16 protein-coding genes are annotated in these 17,033 nt (G+C 64.5%); 7 read left to right on the forward strand and 9 right to left on the reverse strand.

What is annotated here, in order from left to right:
• Window positions 1–4: 4 nt before the first annotated feature.
• Window positions 5–907 (reverse strand): class II glutamine amidotransferase, encoded by a 903-nt coding sequence (locus LMJ29_RS00690; RefSeq protein ID WP_229602907.1) that lies wholly within the window; start codon window positions 905–907, stop codon window positions 5–7.
• A 57-nt stretch (window positions 908–964) separates the two neighbouring features.
• The gene (glnT, locus tag LMJ29_RS00695) at window positions 965–2,299 is read right to left on the reverse strand and encodes a type III glutamate--ammonia ligase (protein ID WP_229602910.1); all 1,335 of its coding nucleotides are present in this window, start codon (window positions 2,297–2,299) and stop codon (window positions 965–967) included.
• A gap of 254 nt (window positions 2,300–2,553) precedes the next feature.
• Between glnT and LMJ29_RS00700 the strand changes: the two genes are divergently transcribed.
• Window positions 2,554–3,153, forward strand: a complete 600-nt coding sequence (locus LMJ29_RS00700) for a helix-turn-helix domain-containing protein (RefSeq protein WP_229602912.1) — start codon at window positions 2,554–2,556, stop codon at window positions 3,151–3,153.
• 221 nt (window positions 3,154–3,374) lie between these two features.
• A complete protein-coding gene (locus LMJ29_RS00705; protein WP_229602914.1) occupies window positions 3,375–4,694 on the forward strand; it encodes an ATP-binding protein in 1,320 nt (439 codons plus the stop codon).
• Between the two features lie 485 nt (window positions 4,695–5,179).
• Here LMJ29_RS00705 and LMJ29_RS00710 read toward each other — a convergent pair whose 3' ends face one another.
• The 3 genes from LMJ29_RS00710 to LMJ29_RS00720 all read right to left on the reverse strand — a co-directional run bounded on the left by LMJ29_RS00710 (window position 5,180) and on the right by LMJ29_RS00720 (window position 7,299).
• Window positions 5,180–6,001, reverse strand: coding sequence for a hypothetical protein (locus LMJ29_RS00710; RefSeq protein ID WP_229602918.1), 822 nt, complete (start codon window positions 5,999–6,001; stop codon window positions 5,180–5,182).
• 424 nt (window positions 6,002–6,425) lie between these two features.
• A complete protein-coding gene (locus LMJ29_RS00715) occupies window positions 6,426–6,905 on the reverse strand; it encodes a hypothetical protein (protein ID WP_229602921.1) in 480 nt (159 codons plus the stop codon).
• A 7-nt stretch (window positions 6,906–6,912) separates the two neighbouring features.
• A complete protein-coding gene (locus LMJ29_RS00720; RefSeq protein WP_229602924.1) occupies window positions 6,913–7,299 on the reverse strand; it encodes a DUF6152 family protein in 387 nt (128 codons plus the stop codon).
• A 257-nt stretch (window positions 7,300–7,556) separates the two neighbouring features.
• Here LMJ29_RS00720 and LMJ29_RS00725 point away from each other — a divergent pair, with 257 nt between their 5' ends.
• From LMJ29_RS00725 to LMJ29_RS00740, 4 genes are all read left to right on the forward strand, one after another.
• A complete protein-coding gene (locus LMJ29_RS00725; RefSeq protein WP_229602927.1) occupies window positions 7,557–8,555 on the forward strand; it encodes an LLM class flavin-dependent oxidoreductase in 999 nt (332 codons plus the stop codon).
• Between the two features lie 412 nt (window positions 8,556–8,967).
• The gene (locus tag LMJ29_RS00730) at window positions 8,968–9,213 is read left to right on the forward strand and encodes a hypothetical protein (protein WP_229602930.1); all 246 of its coding nucleotides are present in this window, start codon (window positions 8,968–8,970) and stop codon (window positions 9,211–9,213) included.
• Window positions 9,214–9,900: 687 nt separating this feature from the next.
• Window positions 9,901–10,518 carry a PAQR family membrane homeostasis protein TrhA gene (trhA, locus tag LMJ29_RS00735; protein ID WP_229602933.1) on the forward strand — a complete coding sequence of 206 codons (618 nt, stop codon included), beginning with the start codon at window positions 9,901–9,903 and terminating at the stop codon, window positions 10,516–10,518.
• A gap of 147 nt (window positions 10,519–10,665) precedes the next feature.
• Complete coding sequence (locus tag LMJ29_RS00740; protein ID WP_229602936.1) at window positions 10,666–12,741, forward strand: HD domain-containing protein; 2,076 nt, start codon at window positions 10,666–10,668, stop codon at window positions 12,739–12,741.
• Between the two features lie 39 nt (window positions 12,742–12,780).
• Here LMJ29_RS00740 and LMJ29_RS00745 read toward each other — a convergent pair whose 3' ends face one another.
• The 4 genes from LMJ29_RS00745 to LMJ29_RS00760 form a co-directional block, all read right to left on the reverse strand.
• On the reverse strand, window positions 12,781–13,086 hold the full coding sequence (locus LMJ29_RS00745) for a putative quinol monooxygenase (protein ID WP_229602938.1): 306 nt from the start codon (window positions 13,084–13,086) through the stop codon (window positions 12,781–12,783).
• A gap of 13 nt (window positions 13,087–13,099) precedes the next feature.
• Window positions 13,100–14,200, reverse strand: a complete 1,101-nt coding sequence (locus LMJ29_RS00750; protein ID WP_229602940.1) for an NADH:flavin oxidoreductase/NADH oxidase — start codon at window positions 14,198–14,200, stop codon at window positions 13,100–13,102.
• 75 nt (window positions 14,201–14,275) lie between these two features.
• Entirely contained in the window at window positions 14,276–14,956 is a 681-nt protein-coding gene (locus LMJ29_RS00755) for a type 1 glutamine amidotransferase domain-containing protein (RefSeq protein WP_229602941.1), read from the reverse strand.
• A gap of 261 nt (window positions 14,957–15,217) precedes the next feature.
• Window positions 15,218–16,021, reverse strand: a complete 804-nt coding sequence (locus tag LMJ29_RS00760; protein WP_229602942.1) for an IclR family transcriptional regulator — start codon at window positions 16,019–16,021, stop codon at window positions 15,218–15,220.
• Between the two features lie 122 nt (window positions 16,022–16,143).
• Here LMJ29_RS00760 and LMJ29_RS00765 point away from each other — a divergent pair.
• Window positions 16,144–17,033: NAD(P)/FAD-dependent oxidoreductase (locus LMJ29_RS00765; RefSeq protein WP_229602943.1), on the forward strand; the 890-nt coding region annotated here is incomplete at its 3' end.

Genomic DNA, 17,033 nt, shown 5'->3' on the forward strand with positions numbered 1-17,033 from the left:
CTCCTCAGGCAGTCTTTTCCCAGATGTACATGGTGGCCGGCTCAGGCTCCCAGACCTTGGCCTTGTCGATCCCCGGCAGGCTGGCCAGCGCCTGGTACTCGGAGGCCATGGCCACGTAGTCGTCGGTTTCGGCGAGGATCGCCGGCTTGCAGGCGATCGGGTCGCGGATCACCGCGAAGCCGTTGCGGGTGCCGATGGCGAAGGTGAAGAAGCCGTCGAGGTCTTCCAGCGAGTGGTCCAGCGCCTCCTTCAGCGAGTCGCCCTCGCGCAGGCGCCAGGTCAGGTAGCCGGCGGCCACCTCGGTGTCGTTGAGGGTCTCGAAGGTGATGCCCTTGCGCTTGAGTTCCTGGCGCAGGCGCGAATGGTTGGACAGCGAGCCGTTGTGCACCAGGCAGAGGTCGGCGCCGGTGGAGAACGGGTGGCTGCCCTCCATGGTCACCGCGCTCTCGGTGGCCATGCGGGTATGGCCGATGATGTGGCTGCCCTTCATGTTGGCCAGCTTGAAGCGCTCGGCGATTTCCGCCGGCAGGCCCATGCCCTTGAGGATCTCGATGCTCTGCCCGGCGCTCATGATGCGCACGTCCGGAGCCAGTTCGGCGAGCGCGGCGCGCACCGCGGCCTCCTCGGCGGCGACCTTGAGCACCGCGGCGCTGGCGTTCTGGAACCAGTCCAGCGAGCAGCCCAGGCGGCCTTCCAGCGCGCCCATCAGGGCCTTCCAGTCGTACTCGCCGACCGTGCTCTGCAGGGTCAGCTTGACCCAGCCGTCGGCCACTTCGTCACCGTAGATGGCGAAGCCGGCGCTGTCCGGACCGCGGTCGGTCATGGCCAGCAGCATCGGTTCGAACAGCTTGCCGAGCTGGGATTCCAGCGCCGGGTTCTTCAGGTAAAGACCTACGATTCCACACATGTTTTCTCTCCTTCGGAGGCAGATGGCCGCCGCCTGCGGGCGACGGCCCGAAGCGGGTTAGAAGAATTCGGTGTAACGCTGGATTTCCCAGTCGGAGACGTGGCGGCTGTATTCCACCCACTCCATGCGCTTGAGCTTGATGAACTCGCCGACGATCTGCGGGCCGAGCACCTCGGCGAACAGCGGGTCGGCCTCCAGCGCGTCGCAGGCCTCCTTGAGGCTCTGCGGCAGGGTGTCGATGCCGCGCGCGGCGATCTCCTCCAGGCTCAGCTTGTAGAGGTTCTCGTTGCACACCTGGCCCGGCTCGAGCTGGCGGTCGATGCCGTCGAGGCCGGCGGCGATGATTGCGGCGCTCACCAGGTAGGGGTTGCAGCCGGCGTCCGGCAGGCGGAACTCGATGCGCCCGTAGGGGATGCGCACCATCGCCGAGCGGTTGTTGGCGCCGTAGGTGATGAAGGCCGGCGCCCAGGTCGCGCCGGACAGCGAGCGGCCCACCACCAGGCGCTTGTAGGAGTTCACCGTCGGCGCGGCGAAGGCGCACAGCGCAGGTCCATGGGCCAGCAGGCCGGCCATGAAGTGGTAGGCCATCTTCGACAGGCCCATGCCGCTCGGGTCGCTGGCGTCATGGAACAGGTTCTTGTTGGTCGCGCTGCTGATCGACAGGTGGAAGTGCATGCCGTTGCCGGCGCGCTTGGGGTCCGGCTTGGGCATGAACGAGCAGATCATGCCCAGGTCGTTGGCGATCTCGCCGGCGGCCATGCGGAAGAAGGTGAAGCGGTCCGCCGAGGTCATGGCGTCGCTGTAGGTGTAGTTGATCTCGAACTGGCCGTTCGCGTCCTCGTGGTCGATCTGATAGATCTCGAAGCCCACCGGCTGCAGCGCCTCGGTCAGCCGCTCGAGGAATTCGCGCGAGCGCGACAGGCCCTTGTAGTCGTAGCAGGGCTTGTCGAGGTTGTCGGAGGCGTCGACCAGTTGCAGGGTGCCCGCCTCGTCGCGGCGGAACAGGCTGAACTCCGGCTCCAGGCCGGTGTTGAGGGTCCAGCCCTTGTCGCTCAGGCGCTGCACCTGCTGCTGCAGCACGTAGCGGCTGTCATAGGGCCACGGCTGGCCGTCGACGTGGCCGATGCACACCACCCGGCCGTAGCCCGGCTGCCAGGGCACCGGAGTCAGGGTGGAGAGGTCGCCGCGGGCCATGAAGTCCGGGCCGTGGGGCTCCATGCCCATGCCGCAGATGGCGAACCCGGCGAAACCGGCGCCGTCTTCGGCCACCGCCTCCAGACCGCAGACCGGCACCGACTTGGTCTTGGCGGCGCCATGGATGTCGACAAACTGGGCCAGCACGTACTTGATGCCGTGCTGGTCGATGATTTTCTGGGTTTCGCTGGGCAACATGGGCAGTTGGCTCCTCGGCTTCAGGCTGTGTATTCCGCAAGGGAAATTTACTTTCACCAAAGGAAATGCAAACAGCTTGCCAACCTGGACCGGAACGCCCGCGCACGCCGCCAGGGCCCGCCATCCTTCTATCTATATGGGAAAAATGCTTTCATACCGGGAAAGCAGCGCACCGGAAGCGGCGCACGGGCGGCCGGCCCTGACCATTCATGGTGCGAAATTTATATTCTTGAACTGAAAGAGTGCAGGCCGGCATGAAAAAGACCGACGACGATCAACCCCGCCTCAAGCTGGAGCAGTATCTCGGCATGCAGCTCAAGCGCCAGCGCCTGGCCCAGGAACTGAAGATCGCCGACGTCGCGCGCATCGCCGGCATCAGCCAGGGCATGCTCAGCAAGATCGAGAACGCCCAGGTCTCCACCAGCCTCGACACCCTGAGCCGCCTGTGCGACGTGCTCGGCATGCCGATGTCCAAGCTGTTCAGCCAGTACGACCAGCAAGGCAGCAGCGCGCTGCTGGTCAAGGCCGGCGAAGGCATGGAAGTGGTCCGCCGTGGCACCGACAAGGGCCACACCTACCACCTGCTCAACCACGTGCGCGGCCCGAAGAAGAACTTCGAGGCCTACATGGTCGACATGGGCGACGCCAGCGAGGAATTCCCGACCTTCTCCCACCCCGGCACCGAGTTCCTTCATCTATTGGAAGGCGAACTGGTCTACCGCCACGGCAACCAGCTCTACCACATGCAACCCGGCGACAGCCTGACCTTCGACGGCGAAGTGCCGCACGGGCCGGAGCAGCTGGTGAAGGTGCCGATCAGATTGTTGTCGGTGGTGAATTATGGGAAGGAGTGAAGAAAGGCGTAGGTTCAAAAAGTTAGAGTAGCACCTAAAACAAGACAGTAGACAATTCCTTAGCAAATACGTAAGTTTGAAGTCAGTTCTTTTTAGTCATGGAGTGCATATCCGCAAGCACTTTTCTCCAGATGACACACGCAACCCCAAAAAGGTATGGCGCCCCATCATGGCTCGTTCCCACTGACAAGTGGCCTAACAATCGGAAACAGGACATTTCGATGAATTTATGGAACAAACTTGGATTTTCCGACAACCCATATAGCCCTCGTCCAATACAAGGTGATGAGCAAGGCGTAAAGCTACTCGTTGGCCGTGACAAAGAGCTAAGGCGGTTAACAACTTACCTAAAGTCCTCGGACACACATCCAACACTTGAAGGCCCTAACGGCGTAGGAAAAACGAGCCTAGTTGCAGTTGCAGGATTTCTTCTCAAAAAGGAGTTTTCTGAGGGAGCATCGCAGCAAGCTCTTATCCCAATATCTGAGCCATTCCAACTAACAGTAGATGATTCGGCTGCAGTCTTTAAGCGCAGAGTACTATTCAGAGTTGCACAAGCATTCATCGACAATCATGACCTATTAAAATCAAAAGGGTACAACATCCCCGACTCATCAAATGTAGCCAGATGGCTTAACTCCCCAATACTATCAACCCAAGGCGGCGGCCTTAATGTTGCGGGAGTTCTTGGAGTAACTGCCAACTCAGGCAGCGCTGCAAACACCTCAGTAGGATTTAGCGAAGACGGATTTACTACGACAGTTCTAACCTGGCTTCGAGAGTGCTTCCCTACAAGCTCATCAGGTGGATTTATCTGCACAATTGACAACCTTGAACTTTTAGAAACATCAAAAAATGCAAGAGCATTACTAGAAGGAATTAGAGACGAAGTCCTAGGGGTCAAAGGGCTTCGCTGGGTATTATGTGGAGCGAGAGGTATAACTAGAAGCGTTGCTTCCTCCCCTCGACTTCAAGGGGTTCTTGCCGAGCCAATACTGATAAACCCAATTGCAGACCAATACATCGAAAACCTAATAACCGAAAGGCTAGAAGTTTTCAAACTCGATGACGAAGCCATTGCCCCCGTTGACTCGCGAGGATTTGGCCATCTGTATGCTGTCGGAGGAAGAAACCTTCGAAACGCAATGAAATACAGCGAAGACTTTTCATTCTGGGCTGTAGAACATGGCGCCGAGAGAAGTAAATCAGATGATCTTTATGGACTAATCGAAGCTTGGATGGCCGAACTAGCAGACCAATACTCCGCAGATACATCTAGTGTTGGCGGAAGGGCTTGGGGAGTTTTTGAGAAGCTAGCTTCTACCGGCGGAAATACCTCTCCAAGTCAATATGAGGAATTCGGATTCGAAAGCAACCAGGCGATGAGACCTCATCTCAGGTCACTTGAGGAGGCCAACCTCATTGAAAGCGCAATTGACGACACAGACAATCGCAGAAAAACAATTGGAATTACTTCTCGCGGCTGGATAGTAAACTACATGAGATCCGGGTTTAGCTCTATCGAGGGAAAGAAAAACTGAGAAATAGAATAAGTGGACAGATTTTTTTGAAGCGCCACGTCGGATAGCTAGAGTCAGCAAGTAGGATAAAAAACTCGCGCAGCGACTTTCTACCGTGGTGTCGGGCGCGGCTCCCCAAGGTGGGCAATGCCTACGGCAGTTGCCCACCCTACTGCTGGCGAACCTCTGGCCTATCCCTGATTTCCTCAGACTTGCCTTTCCTGATCCGCCCCCATAAAACCAGGACGACTTGAGGCTGTATAATGATCGCGCCCACGCTCTCGCGTGGGCACGCCACGCGACCGCTCCTGCAGTTGGACGCGGAGCGTCCAGAGTTCAGGCTCCCACGCAGGAGCGTGGGAGCCATCGAAAAACTCGCGCAGCAGTATTCCACCACGGCGCCTAGCACGACCCAAAGGTAGGCGAAGCCTGGGGCAGCTACCACTCTAATGCGTTGCACTCGCGCCAACAACGGCGCGCATGACCAACAAGAAAAACTGACAAATTTACCTTTTACCACTTCCAGCAGCAGAACTCACAAAGTAAGGCGCATAAGCAGCCCGAACAATATCAACCTGTTCTTTACATGAATATCGATATTCGCACTCACCTGAAAGCTCGGGCATTGGAATCGCCGAATCATTCGAGCCAACCCCAAACATATTATGATTATTCATAAACACCTCACCAGAACCATCCATCTTAGTAAACCAGCAATATCTTTCAGTATTATTCAATATAAGTCGCGATGCGCAGGCAACAGCTACAACAACCCCATCCGCCGACAATGAGATCTTGAATTTTCCATCTGGATCCGTTTGCGTTGTAAAGTACGGCTTTGGTAGCGATTCAAAGAAAACCCTTGAGCTTGTTGAATGATAAATAGACCAATATGCCGCTTTACGCTCTTTCGCGACCTCCTTTTCCTTTTTATATATCTTATTTGCAGCACTTTGCGACCGCTTAGCCACTTTATCATACTCTCTGCTCAGAGCATCCTCCTTCTCATACTCCTCAGAAAACCTCGCAGAATGCGCATAAACATTCTTCGCAATTGACTCATACATCCCCGGCAGCAGCCCCTTGAAATTATTATAGCTATAAAAAGAAACAACCACCCCCCCGAGCGGTACGCTACCCCCTCCACGCGTAACAATAAATATCCGCCCGGAAAAGTCTTTTTTAATTAATCTAGCCGGCACCACTTCAGTCGATGCCTTACTGACTTTATCACTAAGCGAGCCACCCTGACCTGTGTATAACAAATAGGTTGAAGTTCCAAACACAACCATTAGAACCCCAAAAACAAACAAGAGTATGTTTTTCATGGATCCATCCCATTCCTATTCACCAATCAAAATCATAGACCACCGTTGGAGGTGGTGCAGATTTTTGTATACAGAGCCAAGTTAAAAAGGCAGTTTATTTTCTGGAGGTACGCTTATCATTGTTTGAGTCCGCAACTCGTAGTGTAGAAACCTCGCGCAGCGATTTTCTACCGGAGTGCCGAACGCAACTCCCCAAGTTGGGCAATGCCTGCGGCAGTTGCCCACCCTACGGCTGACGAACCCTTGGTCTGCCCCCGACTCCGTAGGCTTGCCTTTTGATCGTGCCCATGCTCCAGCGTGGGCACGCAACTCGGCCGCTGCCGGGGCCATGGACGCGGTGCATCCATAGTTCAGGCCCCCACGCAGGAGCACGGGTGCCATCGATGTGCGTGGCGATGCAGCGCGCAGGATGAGGCACTTACCTTCAGAAATAGCCCACCAACCGGCCGAGTCCGAGCACTGTGGGCCATGCTGCGAGCGAGAAAGCCGCGGCAAGACGGATGCGCGCGGGCACCTTGTCGGCCGCGCCGTGCACGCCCGCCGGATCGAAGCCGGTCCGGCGCAGTGCGAGCGCGTTGAGTGTCGCGAGCAGGACCAGCGTCATCTTGGCCCGGAACAGGCCGGACGCCGCGTAGTCGGTCGCGTCCGTTGCGAAGAGCAGCCCGCCGCACCCCACGGCGAGGGCGAGCCCCAGTGCGGCGGTGCGCGTCAGGACAGTCCACAAGGGGACGAGGGGCAGCGTGCGCCAGGCGCCCAGCAGGCGCAGGTCGAGCGGCACGATGGCCCCGACCAGCAGCGCCACGCCCAGCACGTGCCCCGCGTTGACCAGCGGATAGCTCCACACCGAGTTGCGCAGCGCCTGGGCGAACCCGCTCGCCTCCAGCGCGGCCAGCCAACTCGTCATGTTCCGCTCAGGAGGCGCGGTCGGGATACAGGTTGTAGCTCTTGCCTTCGATCACGATGCGCTCGGCCTTCATCAGGTGCTGCTCCGGGTCGGACGAGCGGTGGCCATGGGCGGTGAGCTCCCGGCCGATGCTCAGCAGATCGTCGCGGAGACCCGCCTGCTCGTTGCGCCATGGCTGGCCGACCTCCACGGTCCAGCGCTGGCCGTCCGCCTCCACGGTCAGCTGGCCGTGGGGATTGCCCAGGCGTACCGCGACGATCTTGCCGGTGAGCTCGAACTCCTCGTCGCTGGTCCAGGCCCAGCCATGGTGGGCAGCCGCAACCTGCGCCCCCAACAAGCCGACCGCAAGGGCGAGTGCGATCGCACCCGCTTTCAACTTCGCCCACTGGTGCATGCCCGTTCCTCCGCCTGTGCGCGGCATGTCCCGGACCGCGGGGCCGCTGCATCGGACCAGAGTATAGGCAGCTCCCAGGGGGGAACATCGCTCAGCGATCCTCCGCCACGGCGTCAGGCGCAGCTCCCCAAGGCGGGCAATGCCTCCGGCAGTTGTCCAGCCTATGACTGGAGAACCTTCGGTCTGTCCCTGACTACACTGGGCTTGGCCTTTCCCCCATCCGCCCCCATAAGGCCTTGATGACTTGAGGACGTTGTATGAGCAGGCTGTCTGACACCCCATTTTCCATCCTCGACCTGGCCCCGCTGCGCGACGACGACAAAGGGCCGGCGCCGGCCCTGCAGCGCTCGCTGGCCCTGGCGCAGCACGCCGAGCGGCTCGGTTTCTCGCGCTACTGGGTGGCCGAGCACCACAACATGGAGGGCATCGCCAGTTCGGCGACCGCGGTGCTGCTCGGTTATCTGGCCGCCGGCACTTCGACGCTGAAGCTGGGCTCGGGCGGGGTGATGCTGCCCAACCATGCGCCGCTGGTGATCGCCGAGCAGTTCGGCACCCTTGCCGCGCTCTATCCGGGGCGCATCGAGCTGGGCCTCGGCCGCGCGCCGGGCTCCGATCCGCAGACCGCCCGCGCCCTACGCCGCGAGCGTTCGGGCAGCGCCGACGACTTCCCCGAGGATGTCGCCGAACTGCAGGCCCTGCTCGGCCCGCGCCAGCCGGGACAGACGGTGATCGCCATGCCCGGGGTGGACAGTCACATCCCGATCTGGCTGCTCGGCTCCAGCCTGTTCAGCGCCCAACTGGCGGCGCAGATGGGCCTGCCCTACGCCTTCGCCTCGCACTTCGCGCCGCGCTACATGCACCAGGCGCTGCACATCTACCGCGACAACTTCCAGCCCTCGGCGATTCTCACCAAGCCCTACTCCATGATCGGTGTGCCGCTGATCGCCGCGCCTACCGATGAGGAGGCCGAGTTCCTCGCCACCACCGCCTACCAGCGCGTGCTGGCCTTGATGCGCGGCGAAAGCCTGGTGCTGCGCCCACCGGTGGAGAGCATGGCCGGCCGCTGGCAGCCCCGCGAGCAGGAGGCGGTAGGCGACTTCCTGGGTCTTGCGGTGATCGGCGGCCCGGAGAAGGTGCGCGCCCGCCTGGAGGTGCTGCTGGAGCAGACCGGCGCCGACGAGCTGATCTTCACCGGCGACCTCTACCAGCCCGAGCACCGCCTGCGCAGCTTCGAGATCGTTGCCGGGTTGCGCTAACCCGTAGGGTTGAAAGCTCGCGCAGCGCTTTTCTACCAACTCCCGGTCTCGGGCGTTGCTTGGTGGGCAATCGCTACGCGAGTTGCCCACCTGTGACCATGTGCGCTGTCGAACCGCCGGATGATCCGAAAACGCTCGCGTATGGCAGGCGAGGTGCTTCGGTAATGCGCGGGAATCTCCCACCGCTCGCTTTGGGGCAGGAAATCGAATCCGGATGGTGAAGCAGCCTCACGAGAAGCGGGCGAAAATCGCGGGTCAGATCAGACCTTGTTCGGGTTTTCACGCAGCCTGTCAGCGCTGGGCTTTTGGCTCATGAACCCCTGACCCTTGATCAGATATCTGATTTAAAGAGAGCTATCTGATGCCACAAGGGGGATAGTCAAACTTCATCCAGCCATCGCCCGAGAACGAAATGAGCAAAAGAGAGTTCCCTGGTTTCGAGGCTTGGAGTTCAGCCGAAATGAATGGCGACCATGCCCTCGCATTCGTGGCCGTCAGAGAGCACGGGCTGACATCGGAGACCCAGTACCACCTGGTCTGCCATCAGACCTGCTTCAAACTCCTCTCTGATGCAGCATCCGCCGCCGAACGTGCGCTATCCAAGGTATTGAGCATAGACCGATACGGCACCCCGACCTTCAGCTCTCCGGAGTACTGAACCCGTGCGTCCAGATGCCGGAGCCTGGGCTTGCCCCGCTTTCACGAACCCGGGGAAACCCGCATAGCGTTATTTCAAACTCTGCCGGGCCGCTTCCATCCGGGGCCGAATGCCATCATCGATGGATCGTAGAACTGCTCGACTTGATCGAACACCTCTGCCTTTACCTCGTCCCCCATCGCCTATAGGCGTGATGAACCCACTCGCAATTCAGCGTGGAGATTAAGCACGCAGGGTAGAAAACTCGCGCAGCGATTTTCTGCCACGACGCCGGTTATGGCGCTCCAGGTGGGCAACGCCTGCGCCAGTGACCCACCCTGCACCTGGCAAAGCCGTAGTCCATGCCCGATTGGCGAGGCGGGCTGCGTCGCATTCGGCCTGTCACGCCGGGACGACTCCAGGCTTGTAACCTCCATCCCGGCAGCCGCAGCGGTGGCGCGCCGGGTGGCGGCCCCGGACCCCATGGACGGCAACCTGGCCCGCCGTTCATGGCCATCCAGAGCGTGCCGCCAGCCGGTTGCCGGGCTGCTCGCCGGCCGGGGCCGTTCCCTCGTCGGTCGGTTGCGGCGCCGAACGCCAATTTGCGAAGTTTGTGCTGAAATTGTCGTTACGGCCCTGCCACAGGCAGCCGTGAGGGCTACGGCTGGGACGGGGTGCTCGGGGAATTGTGAACGCCGGGGGTGGGATATGTACCACGGTGAACGCTTCAACGCCTGGACTCATCTGGTCGGCGCGGTGCTGGCCTTCATCGGTGCGCTCTGCCTGCTGGTGCAGGCGCTCTGGGAGGGCGAGCCGCTGAAGATCGGCAGCGTCGCGGTCTACGGCGGCACGCTGGTGCTGCTCTACGTCGTTTCCACCGTCTATCACAGCGTGCGCGGCCGAGCGAAGGCGGTGCTGCGCAAGCTCGATCATCTCTCCATCTACCTGTTGATCGCCGGCAGCTATACGCCGTTCTGCCTGGTCAGCCTCGGCGGCCCGCTGGGCTGGACGCTGCTCGGCGTGGTGTGGGGCATGGCGCTGGTGGGCATGCTGCAGGAGATCAAGCCGCGCTCCGAGGCGCGCGTGCTGTCGCTGGTGATCTACGCGCTGATGGGCTGGATCGCCGTGCTGGCGGTCGGTCCGCTGGCCGAGGCGCTCGGCAACAGCGGGGTGATCTGGCTGCTCGCCGGCGGGCTCTGCTACACCGGCGGCATCGTCTTCTACGTGTTCGACGAGCGTTTCCGCCACTGGCACGGCATCTGGCACCTGTTCGTGATCGGTGGCAGCAGCCTGCACTTCACGGCGGTGCAACTCTATGTGCTGTGAGGCGGTTTCGCCGCCAATCGAGCCCCATCGCTGCACCTTGCCCGCTATCGCGGCCCGCCGGACGGTCACTCTTATCGCCGTTTTGGCGGCGCGCGCTATGCTAACTTTCAGCATCGCCAATTACAAAAACCACTATGGCGCCTTCTCATGACTACAGCTGCCAGTTTGCCCTGGGGTGAGAGCGATACTGGAAGGGAAGCCGAACCTGTCTCCTGGCTGGATGCCACCGCCAGCGATCCGCTGGTCCACGCGGTGATGGACACCGCCGCTTTCCGCCGCCTGCACGATGTCGCCTTTCTCGGCGCCCTCGACTACACCCACCGCCTGCACCTGCCGACCGCCCAGCGCAGCCGCGCCAGCCATTCGCTGGAAGTCGCCGCGCTGACCAACTTCGTCGCCAGCGGTCGCGGCTATCCGGCCGACCTGCGTCGCCAACTGATGATCGCCGCGCTGCTCCACGACATCGGCCATCCGCCGCTGTCGCACAGCGCCGACGCCGCCCTGCGCGAGCGCACCGGCTACGGCCACCACGAGGCCGGGGTGCGGATCATCCGCGGCGAGGTGGCCATCGGCGCGGAGCTTCACGGCGTGCTGAACCGCGCGGCGGATGTGCCCTTCATCCTCGATCTACTCGACGGCAAGGTGGACAGCGCGGCGGGTGGCGACCTGTTCGCCAGCGCGATGAACATCGACACGCTGGACGGCATCGCCCGTGCCCTCGCCTGCCTGGCGCCGGAGCTGCCGCCGCTGTGCCGGCTGTCCTGCGCGCGCGCCTCGCTGCTCGACACGCGCCGCGACGGCACGACCCTGGCGGTGCTCGACACCTTCTGGGAGCGCAAGAACCTGCTCTATACCCAGTTCATCGACGAGCCGCTGGGCCTGCTCGCCGACCAGGCGTGCCGGCGCTTCCTGGCCGGCGCGGCGGGGGTGGCGCCGCCGGACGAGGAGGACTTTTTCGCCGGGGAAGGCCTGTGGCGGCGCAAGTACCCCGAGCTGTTCGCCGGCTTCGCCGAGCTGAAGCGCCACTACCTGCCGGCATGGATGGACGATGCGCCCTTCGCCATCGAGTTCCGCGGCTACTTCGTCGACCGCAAGCAGGACTTCGCCGAGCGCTACCGGCTGGTCCGCAGCAGCCAGCAGACCCACGCCAGCGCCCTGCTGGCCTGCCTCGAGCCGGACGCGCCAGCCCATCTGTCCGGCGACGCCGAGTACCGCGCCTACCTGCGCGACTATCCCAATGTCACCAACGCCCGGCGGCACGGCCGGGGCGTACTGCAAGCCCTGCGCAGCGACCTGCAGGAAGCGCTGCGCGACAGCCCGCAGCGCGAGCGGCTGTGCGTGGTGGTCACCGGCTCCTACGGACGCGACGAGGCCAGCGCGGAGTCCGACCTCGACTGGTTCATCCTGCTCGATGGCTGCGAGACCGGCGAGATCGCCCAGGAGAAGGCGGCGATCGCTGCGGTGATCGAGCGGCACGTGCGGCGACCGACCGGCGACTCGGGCATCTTCGGCGGCGAGGCGACCCAGGACTTCGGCCAGTTGATCGAGCACATCGGCGGCAGCCAGGACACCAACCAGTCGCTGACCCGGCGCATGTTGCTGCTTCTGGAAGGACGCTGCCTGTTCGGCGCCGAGCACTTCGCCCGCCTGCGCCGGCGGCTGCTGGAGGCGTACATCTGCAAGGGCAGCCCGGAGAAGTCGATCTCGCGCTTTCTGCTCAACGACGTGATCCGCTACTACCGGACCATCACCATCGACGTGCAGCACAAGGCCTGCGTGGACCGCAAGGACTGGGGGCTGCGCAGCATCAAGCTGAAGTTCTCGAGGAAGCTCTTGTACTTCGCGGCGATCATCGCCATCGCCGACACCGCCCGCGAGCCGGCCCGCGACGCGCGCATCGAGCGCATGCTCGCCCTGCTGGAGCTGCCGCCCCTGGAGCGACTGCACCGCCTGGCCAGCGCCGGCGGGCCGCTGCAACCGCCCTCGGCGGCGGTGGAGGAGAAGACGCGGGAGATCTTCACCTTCTACGAGTGCTTCCTGCGCCAGCTCGCCGAACCGGCCAACCGCCACGAACTGGCCGCCGTGCGCGAGGAGAGCCGCGAGCAGTCGGAGCTGTACATGGCGCTGCGCGCGAGCAGCAAGACCTTCACCCGCACCCTGCACGACTGGCTGCGGGAGAAGTATGCGAAGGATCATCCGATCCATGATGCGCTGGTGTTCTGAGCGGCGGACGGGACAGTCCCGTCCGCCGCCGTTCGCCACTCACGCGCAGGGTGCGACGTCCACTGCGCCGAGCACCTGCACTTCGGTCGGTGCCGCCAGCCAGTCGCCGGTACGACCGCGATAGGCCTGGTAGTGGGCGCTGTTGCGGTGGGCTTCCACGGCAGTCGCATCGCGGTAGGCCTCGACCAGCGAGAAGCCGGCGCCGCCGTCCTGGTCGGCGAACAGGTCGTAGCGCAGGCAGCCCGGCTCGGCGCGGCTCGCCGCCACCATGCGCCGCAGCTCGGCTTCCACTTCGCCGCGATGCTCGGCCTTGGCCTGCACGCGGGCGATCAGGTAGATGGTCATCTCGTCTCTCCCCTCACTCGCCGACCCGGTAGCGTTCCAGCCAGTGCGCGTAGGGCGCCGGCAGCACCCAGGTCGGCCGCTCGACGCCCAGTTTCTGCGCGGCCTGCAGCGGCCAGTGCGGGTTGGCCAGATGGGCGCGGCCAATCATCACCAGGTCCATCTGGCCGTCGGCGACCACGCGCTCGGCGTTGGCCGGGCTGTCGATGCCCCAGGACGAGGCCACCGGCAGCTCCGCCTCGCGGCGCACGCGCTCGGCGACCGGGGCGAGGAAGGCCGGGCCCCACGGAATGCTGGTGTCGGGGATGGTGAAGCCGACGCTGACGCTGAGCAGGTCCAGCCCGCCGCGGCGGAAGCCCTTGGCCAGTTCGATGGACTCCTCGAGGGTTTCTTCGTCGCGGCCATCGTATTCGATCACCCCGAAGCGCGCGGTCAGCGGCAGGTGCTCCGGCCACACCTTGCGCACCGCGGCGAGGGTTTCCAGCAGGAAGCGGCTGCGGTTGGCCAGGCTGCCGCCGTACTGGTCGTCGCGCTGGTTGGAGTGCGGCGAGAAGAAGCTCTGCGCCAGGTAGCCGTGGGCGAAGTGCAGCTCCAGCCACTCGAAACCGGCCGCCAGGGCACGGCGCGCGGCGGCGACGAAGTCGGCCTGCACGCGGGCGATGTCCTCCAGGGTCATCGCCTTGGGCGCGTTGGGCAGGTGGGCGCCGAAGGGGACGGCCGAGGGGGCGATGGTCTGCCAGCCGCGCGGGTCGTCGGCGCCGATATGGTCGTCGCCCTCCCAGGGGCGGTTGGCGCTGGCCTTGCGCCCGGCGTGGGCGATCTGGATGCCCGGCACCGCGCCGGCGGCCTTGATGGCGCGGGCGACCGGCGCGAAGGCAGCGGCCTGTTCGTCGCTCCACAGCCCGGCGCAGCCGGGGGAGATGCGCCCTTCCGGGGCGACGGCGGTGGCCTCGACGATCACCAGGCCGGCGCCGCCGCGGGCCAGGCCGGCGTAGTGATGCAGGTGCCAGTCGCCGACCAGGCCGTCGGTGGCGCTGTACTGGCACATCGGCGGAATGGCGATGCGGTTGCGCAGGGTGACGTCTTTCAACTTGAAGGGGGTGAACAGTGCGGACATGCGGAGTCCTCTCGACTATCGGGATGAGTGGGAAGGCAGGGGAAAACCGGCCCCGGGGCGGGGCCGGCGAGGGAGTCAGTGGCCGAGCAGCTTCAACAGCGCCTCGGCGCTGGCGTCGGAGGACGCCGGGTTCTGCCCGGTGACCAGCAGGCCGTCCACCACGACGTGGCTCTGCCAGTCGGCAGCCTTGCTGTAGTGGCCGCCATGGGCCTTGAGCATGTCCTCGACCAGGAAGGGCACCACGTCGGTAAGCTGCACGGCTTCTTCTTCGCTGTTGCTGAAACCGGTGACCTGGCGGCCCCTGACCAGCGGGTGGCCATCGGCGCCCCTGACGTAGCGCAGCACCGCCGGGGCGTGGCAGACCGCGCCGACCGGCTTGCCGAGGGCCTGGAAGCGCTCGATCAGGGCTGCCGAACGCAGGTCCTCGGCGAGGTCCCACAGCGGGCCATGGCCGCCGGGATAAAACAGCGCGTCGAAGTCGTCGGCGCGCACCGCATCGAGGGTCAGGGTGCTGGCCAGCGCGGCGCGGGCCGCGGCATCTTCGGCGAAGCGGCGGGTGGCGTCGGTCTGCATCGCCGGATCGCTGCTCTTCGGGTCGATCGGCGGCTGGCCGCCCTTGGGCGAGGCCAGGACGATCTCGGCGCCGGCGTCCTTGAACACGTAGTAAGGCGCGGCGAATTCCTCCAGCCAGAAGCCGGTCTTGTGGCCGGTATGGCCCAGTTGGTCGTGGGAGGTGAGCACCATCAGAATCTTCATCGGGTCTCCTGTGCCGGCCATGTGGCCTGTCGGTGGGACGTGACAGACAGCTTAGGCGGCTGGGCGCGACTCGATAATTCGAATGCATTGATGGGTGGTATCGGCCGAATGCATAGCATCGGGCGGAGCCGCAAACGGCGGGCCTGACGGGCATTCCCTGTAGGGGCGAATTCATTCGCCAAGCAGGCCAACGGCCTGCCCTTGAGCACTACACGGGGAGCTTCCCCCTTGGACGAATGAGCCCCACGGATCGGAAACCGCTCAGGCGTTTCGGTCGGCCGGCACGCCGGCGAGCAGCCGCTCCACCTCCGCCATCATCGCCTCCGCCAGCGCCTGGCGGCGCGCAGCGGTCATCTGCGGGCGCGACAACGCGCAGCTGAGCGCGCCGAGTACCTGACCGCCCCCGTCGACGATGGGCACGGCGAGGCCGGTATAGCCGGGCAGGCGCCGATCCGGCAGGCCGCAGGCGTAGCCGAGGCGGCGCACGCTGGGCAGGGTGTGGGCGATCACCTCGGCGTCCAGACCGTAGTCGAGCCGCAGCGTGGCGGCGTTGTGGCGCAGGACGTCGCGGCAGTCGCGGCGGCTCATGTGCGCCAGCAGCACCTGCGAGCCCTGGCCGACGCCCATGGGAATGCGCCCGCCGACCGCCTCGCTGTAGCTGCGCACCGGCTGGCGGCCGTCCTGGCGTTCCAGGCAGAGCACGGCATTACCGTCGGGCACCAGCAGGAAGAAGCTGTCGCCGAAGTGCTCGGCCAGGCGCAGCAGCGCCGGGCGCGCCTGGTCGCGCAGGCCGCCGGGATTGCCGGCGCGGGCGCCGAGGGCGAACAGCTCGTAGCCCAGCACATGCCGGCCGCGCTCGCCGCCGGGGCGCACGAAGCCCTGCTGACGCAGGGCCTGCAGCAGACGGTAGGTGGTGCTCGGCGTGCCGCCCAGCAGGGCGCAGAGTTCGTCGAGGCTGGCGCCCTCCTCCCCCGCCGCGGCGATGGCGCGCAGCAGGGCGAAGGAGCGCTCGAGGGTCTGAGTGCCCGGCACCCGGGCCGGACTGGCGAGGCTGACGGTAGGCATGGCGGCGGACCTCCTCCGGGTATTCCCACATGCTGGGAAAGTCGCTCGCTGGAAAGCGATGCAAGTTGCGCGCCGCGGATCGTCCGGCAGGATCGGACCATTCCCGACTCATGAGGTGCGCCATGTATCCGCAGATCCCCACCCTTCCCAGCGACAGCCAGCTGCCCGCCCGCACCGACGTGGCGATTATTGGCGGCGGCATCGTCGGCGTGTGCACCGCCTACTGGCTGGCCGCCCGCGGCATCGCCGTGACCCTGCTGGAGAAGGGCGAGATCGCCGCCGAGCAGTCGTCGCGCAACTGGGGCTGGTGCCGCAGCATGGGCCGCGACCTGGCGGAGATTCCGCTGGCGCTGGCCAGCCTGCGCCTGTGGGACGACTGGCAGGCGACGCTCGGCGAGGACACCGGCTTCGTGCGCACCGGCATCTGGTACGCCTGCGAGAACCCGCGCCAGCTGGCCGAGCAGGCCGCCTGGCTGCGCGGCGCCAGCGCCTTCGGCGCCGAGGCGCGGCTGGTCGAAGGCAACGAACTCCGCCACCTCCAGCCCGAGGGCGCGCGCGCCGGCTGGAGCGGCGCGCTGTTCGCCCCGCACGACGGCCGCGCCGAACCACAGCTGGCCACCACCGCCATCGCCCGCGCCGCGCGCCGGCTGGGTGCGCGGATCTTCACCCGCTGCGCGGTGCGCGGGGTGACCACCGCCGGCGGGCGGGTGGCCTCGGTGGTCACCGAGCGCGGCGAGCTGCCGTGCACCAGCGTGGTGCTTGCCGGCGGCGCCTGGTCGTCGTTGTTGTGCAAGAGCCTCGGCATCCGCCTGCCGCAGCTCAAGGTGATCGCCTCGGTGCTGCGTACCCCACCGATGCCCGGCGGCCCGGAGCAGGCGCTCGGCGCCAGCCGCTACGCCTTCCGCAAGCGCGCCGACGGCGGCTACACCATCGCCCAGCGCACCGCTAACCTCGCACCGATCACCCCGGACAGCTTCCGCTACCTCGGCGACTTCCTGCCGGCGCTCGGCAA

This window comes from Pseudomonas oryzagri, from assembly GCF_020831405.1.
In the GTDB taxonomy this organism is placed as follows: Bacteria; Pseudomonadota; Gammaproteobacteria; order Pseudomonadales; family Pseudomonadaceae; genus Geopseudomonas; species Geopseudomonas oryzagri.

Bases quoted from the DNA above. Each gene is read 5' to 3' on its own strand.
- LMJ29_RS00690 (WP_229602907.1), bottom strand. From the start codon at position 907: ATGTGTGGAATCGTAGGTCTTTACCTGAAGAACCCGGCGCTGGAATCC.
- glnT (WP_229602910.1), bottom strand. From the start codon at position 2,299: ATGTTGCCCAGCGAAACCCAGAAAATCATCGACCAGCACGGCATCAAG.
- LMJ29_RS00700 (WP_229602912.1), top strand. From the start codon at position 2,554: ATGAAAAAGACCGACGACGATCAACCCCGCCTCAAGCTGGAGCAGTAT.
- LMJ29_RS00705 (WP_229602914.1), top strand. From the start codon at position 3,375: ATGAATTTATGGAACAAACTTGGATTTTCCGACAACCCATATAGCCCT.
- LMJ29_RS00710 (WP_229602918.1), bottom strand. From the start codon at position 6,001: ATGAAAAACATACTCTTGTTTGTTTTTGGGGTTCTAATGGTTGTGTTT.
- LMJ29_RS00715 (WP_229602921.1), bottom strand. From the start codon at position 6,905: ATGACGAGTTGGCTGGCCGCGCTGGAGGCGAGCGGGTTCGCCCAGGCG.
- LMJ29_RS00720 (WP_229602924.1), bottom strand. From the start codon at position 7,299: ATGCACCAGTGGGCGAAGTTGAAAGCGGGTGCGATCGCACTCGCCCTT.
- LMJ29_RS00725 (WP_229602927.1), top strand. From the start codon at position 7,557: ATGAGCAGGCTGTCTGACACCCCATTTTCCATCCTCGACCTGGCCCCG.
- LMJ29_RS00730 (WP_229602930.1), top strand. From the start codon at position 8,968: ATGAGCAAAAGAGAGTTCCCTGGTTTCGAGGCTTGGAGTTCAGCCGAA.
- trhA (WP_229602933.1), top strand. From the start codon at position 9,901: ATGTACCACGGTGAACGCTTCAACGCCTGGACTCATCTGGTCGGCGCG.
- LMJ29_RS00740 (WP_229602936.1), top strand. From the start codon at position 10,666: ATGACTACAGCTGCCAGTTTGCCCTGGGGTGAGAGCGATACTGGAAGG.
- LMJ29_RS00745 (WP_229602938.1), bottom strand. From the start codon at position 13,086: ATGACCATCTACCTGATCGCCCGCGTGCAGGCCAAGGCCGAGCATCGC.
- LMJ29_RS00750 (WP_229602940.1), bottom strand. From the start codon at position 14,200: ATGTCCGCACTGTTCACCCCCTTCAAGTTGAAAGACGTCACCCTGCGC.
- LMJ29_RS00755 (WP_229602941.1), bottom strand. From the start codon at position 14,956: ATGAAGATTCTGATGGTGCTCACCTCCCACGACCAACTGGGCCATACC.
- LMJ29_RS00760 (WP_229602942.1), bottom strand. From the start codon at position 16,021: ATGCCTACCGTCAGCCTCGCCAGTCCGGCCCGGGTGCCGGGCACTCAG.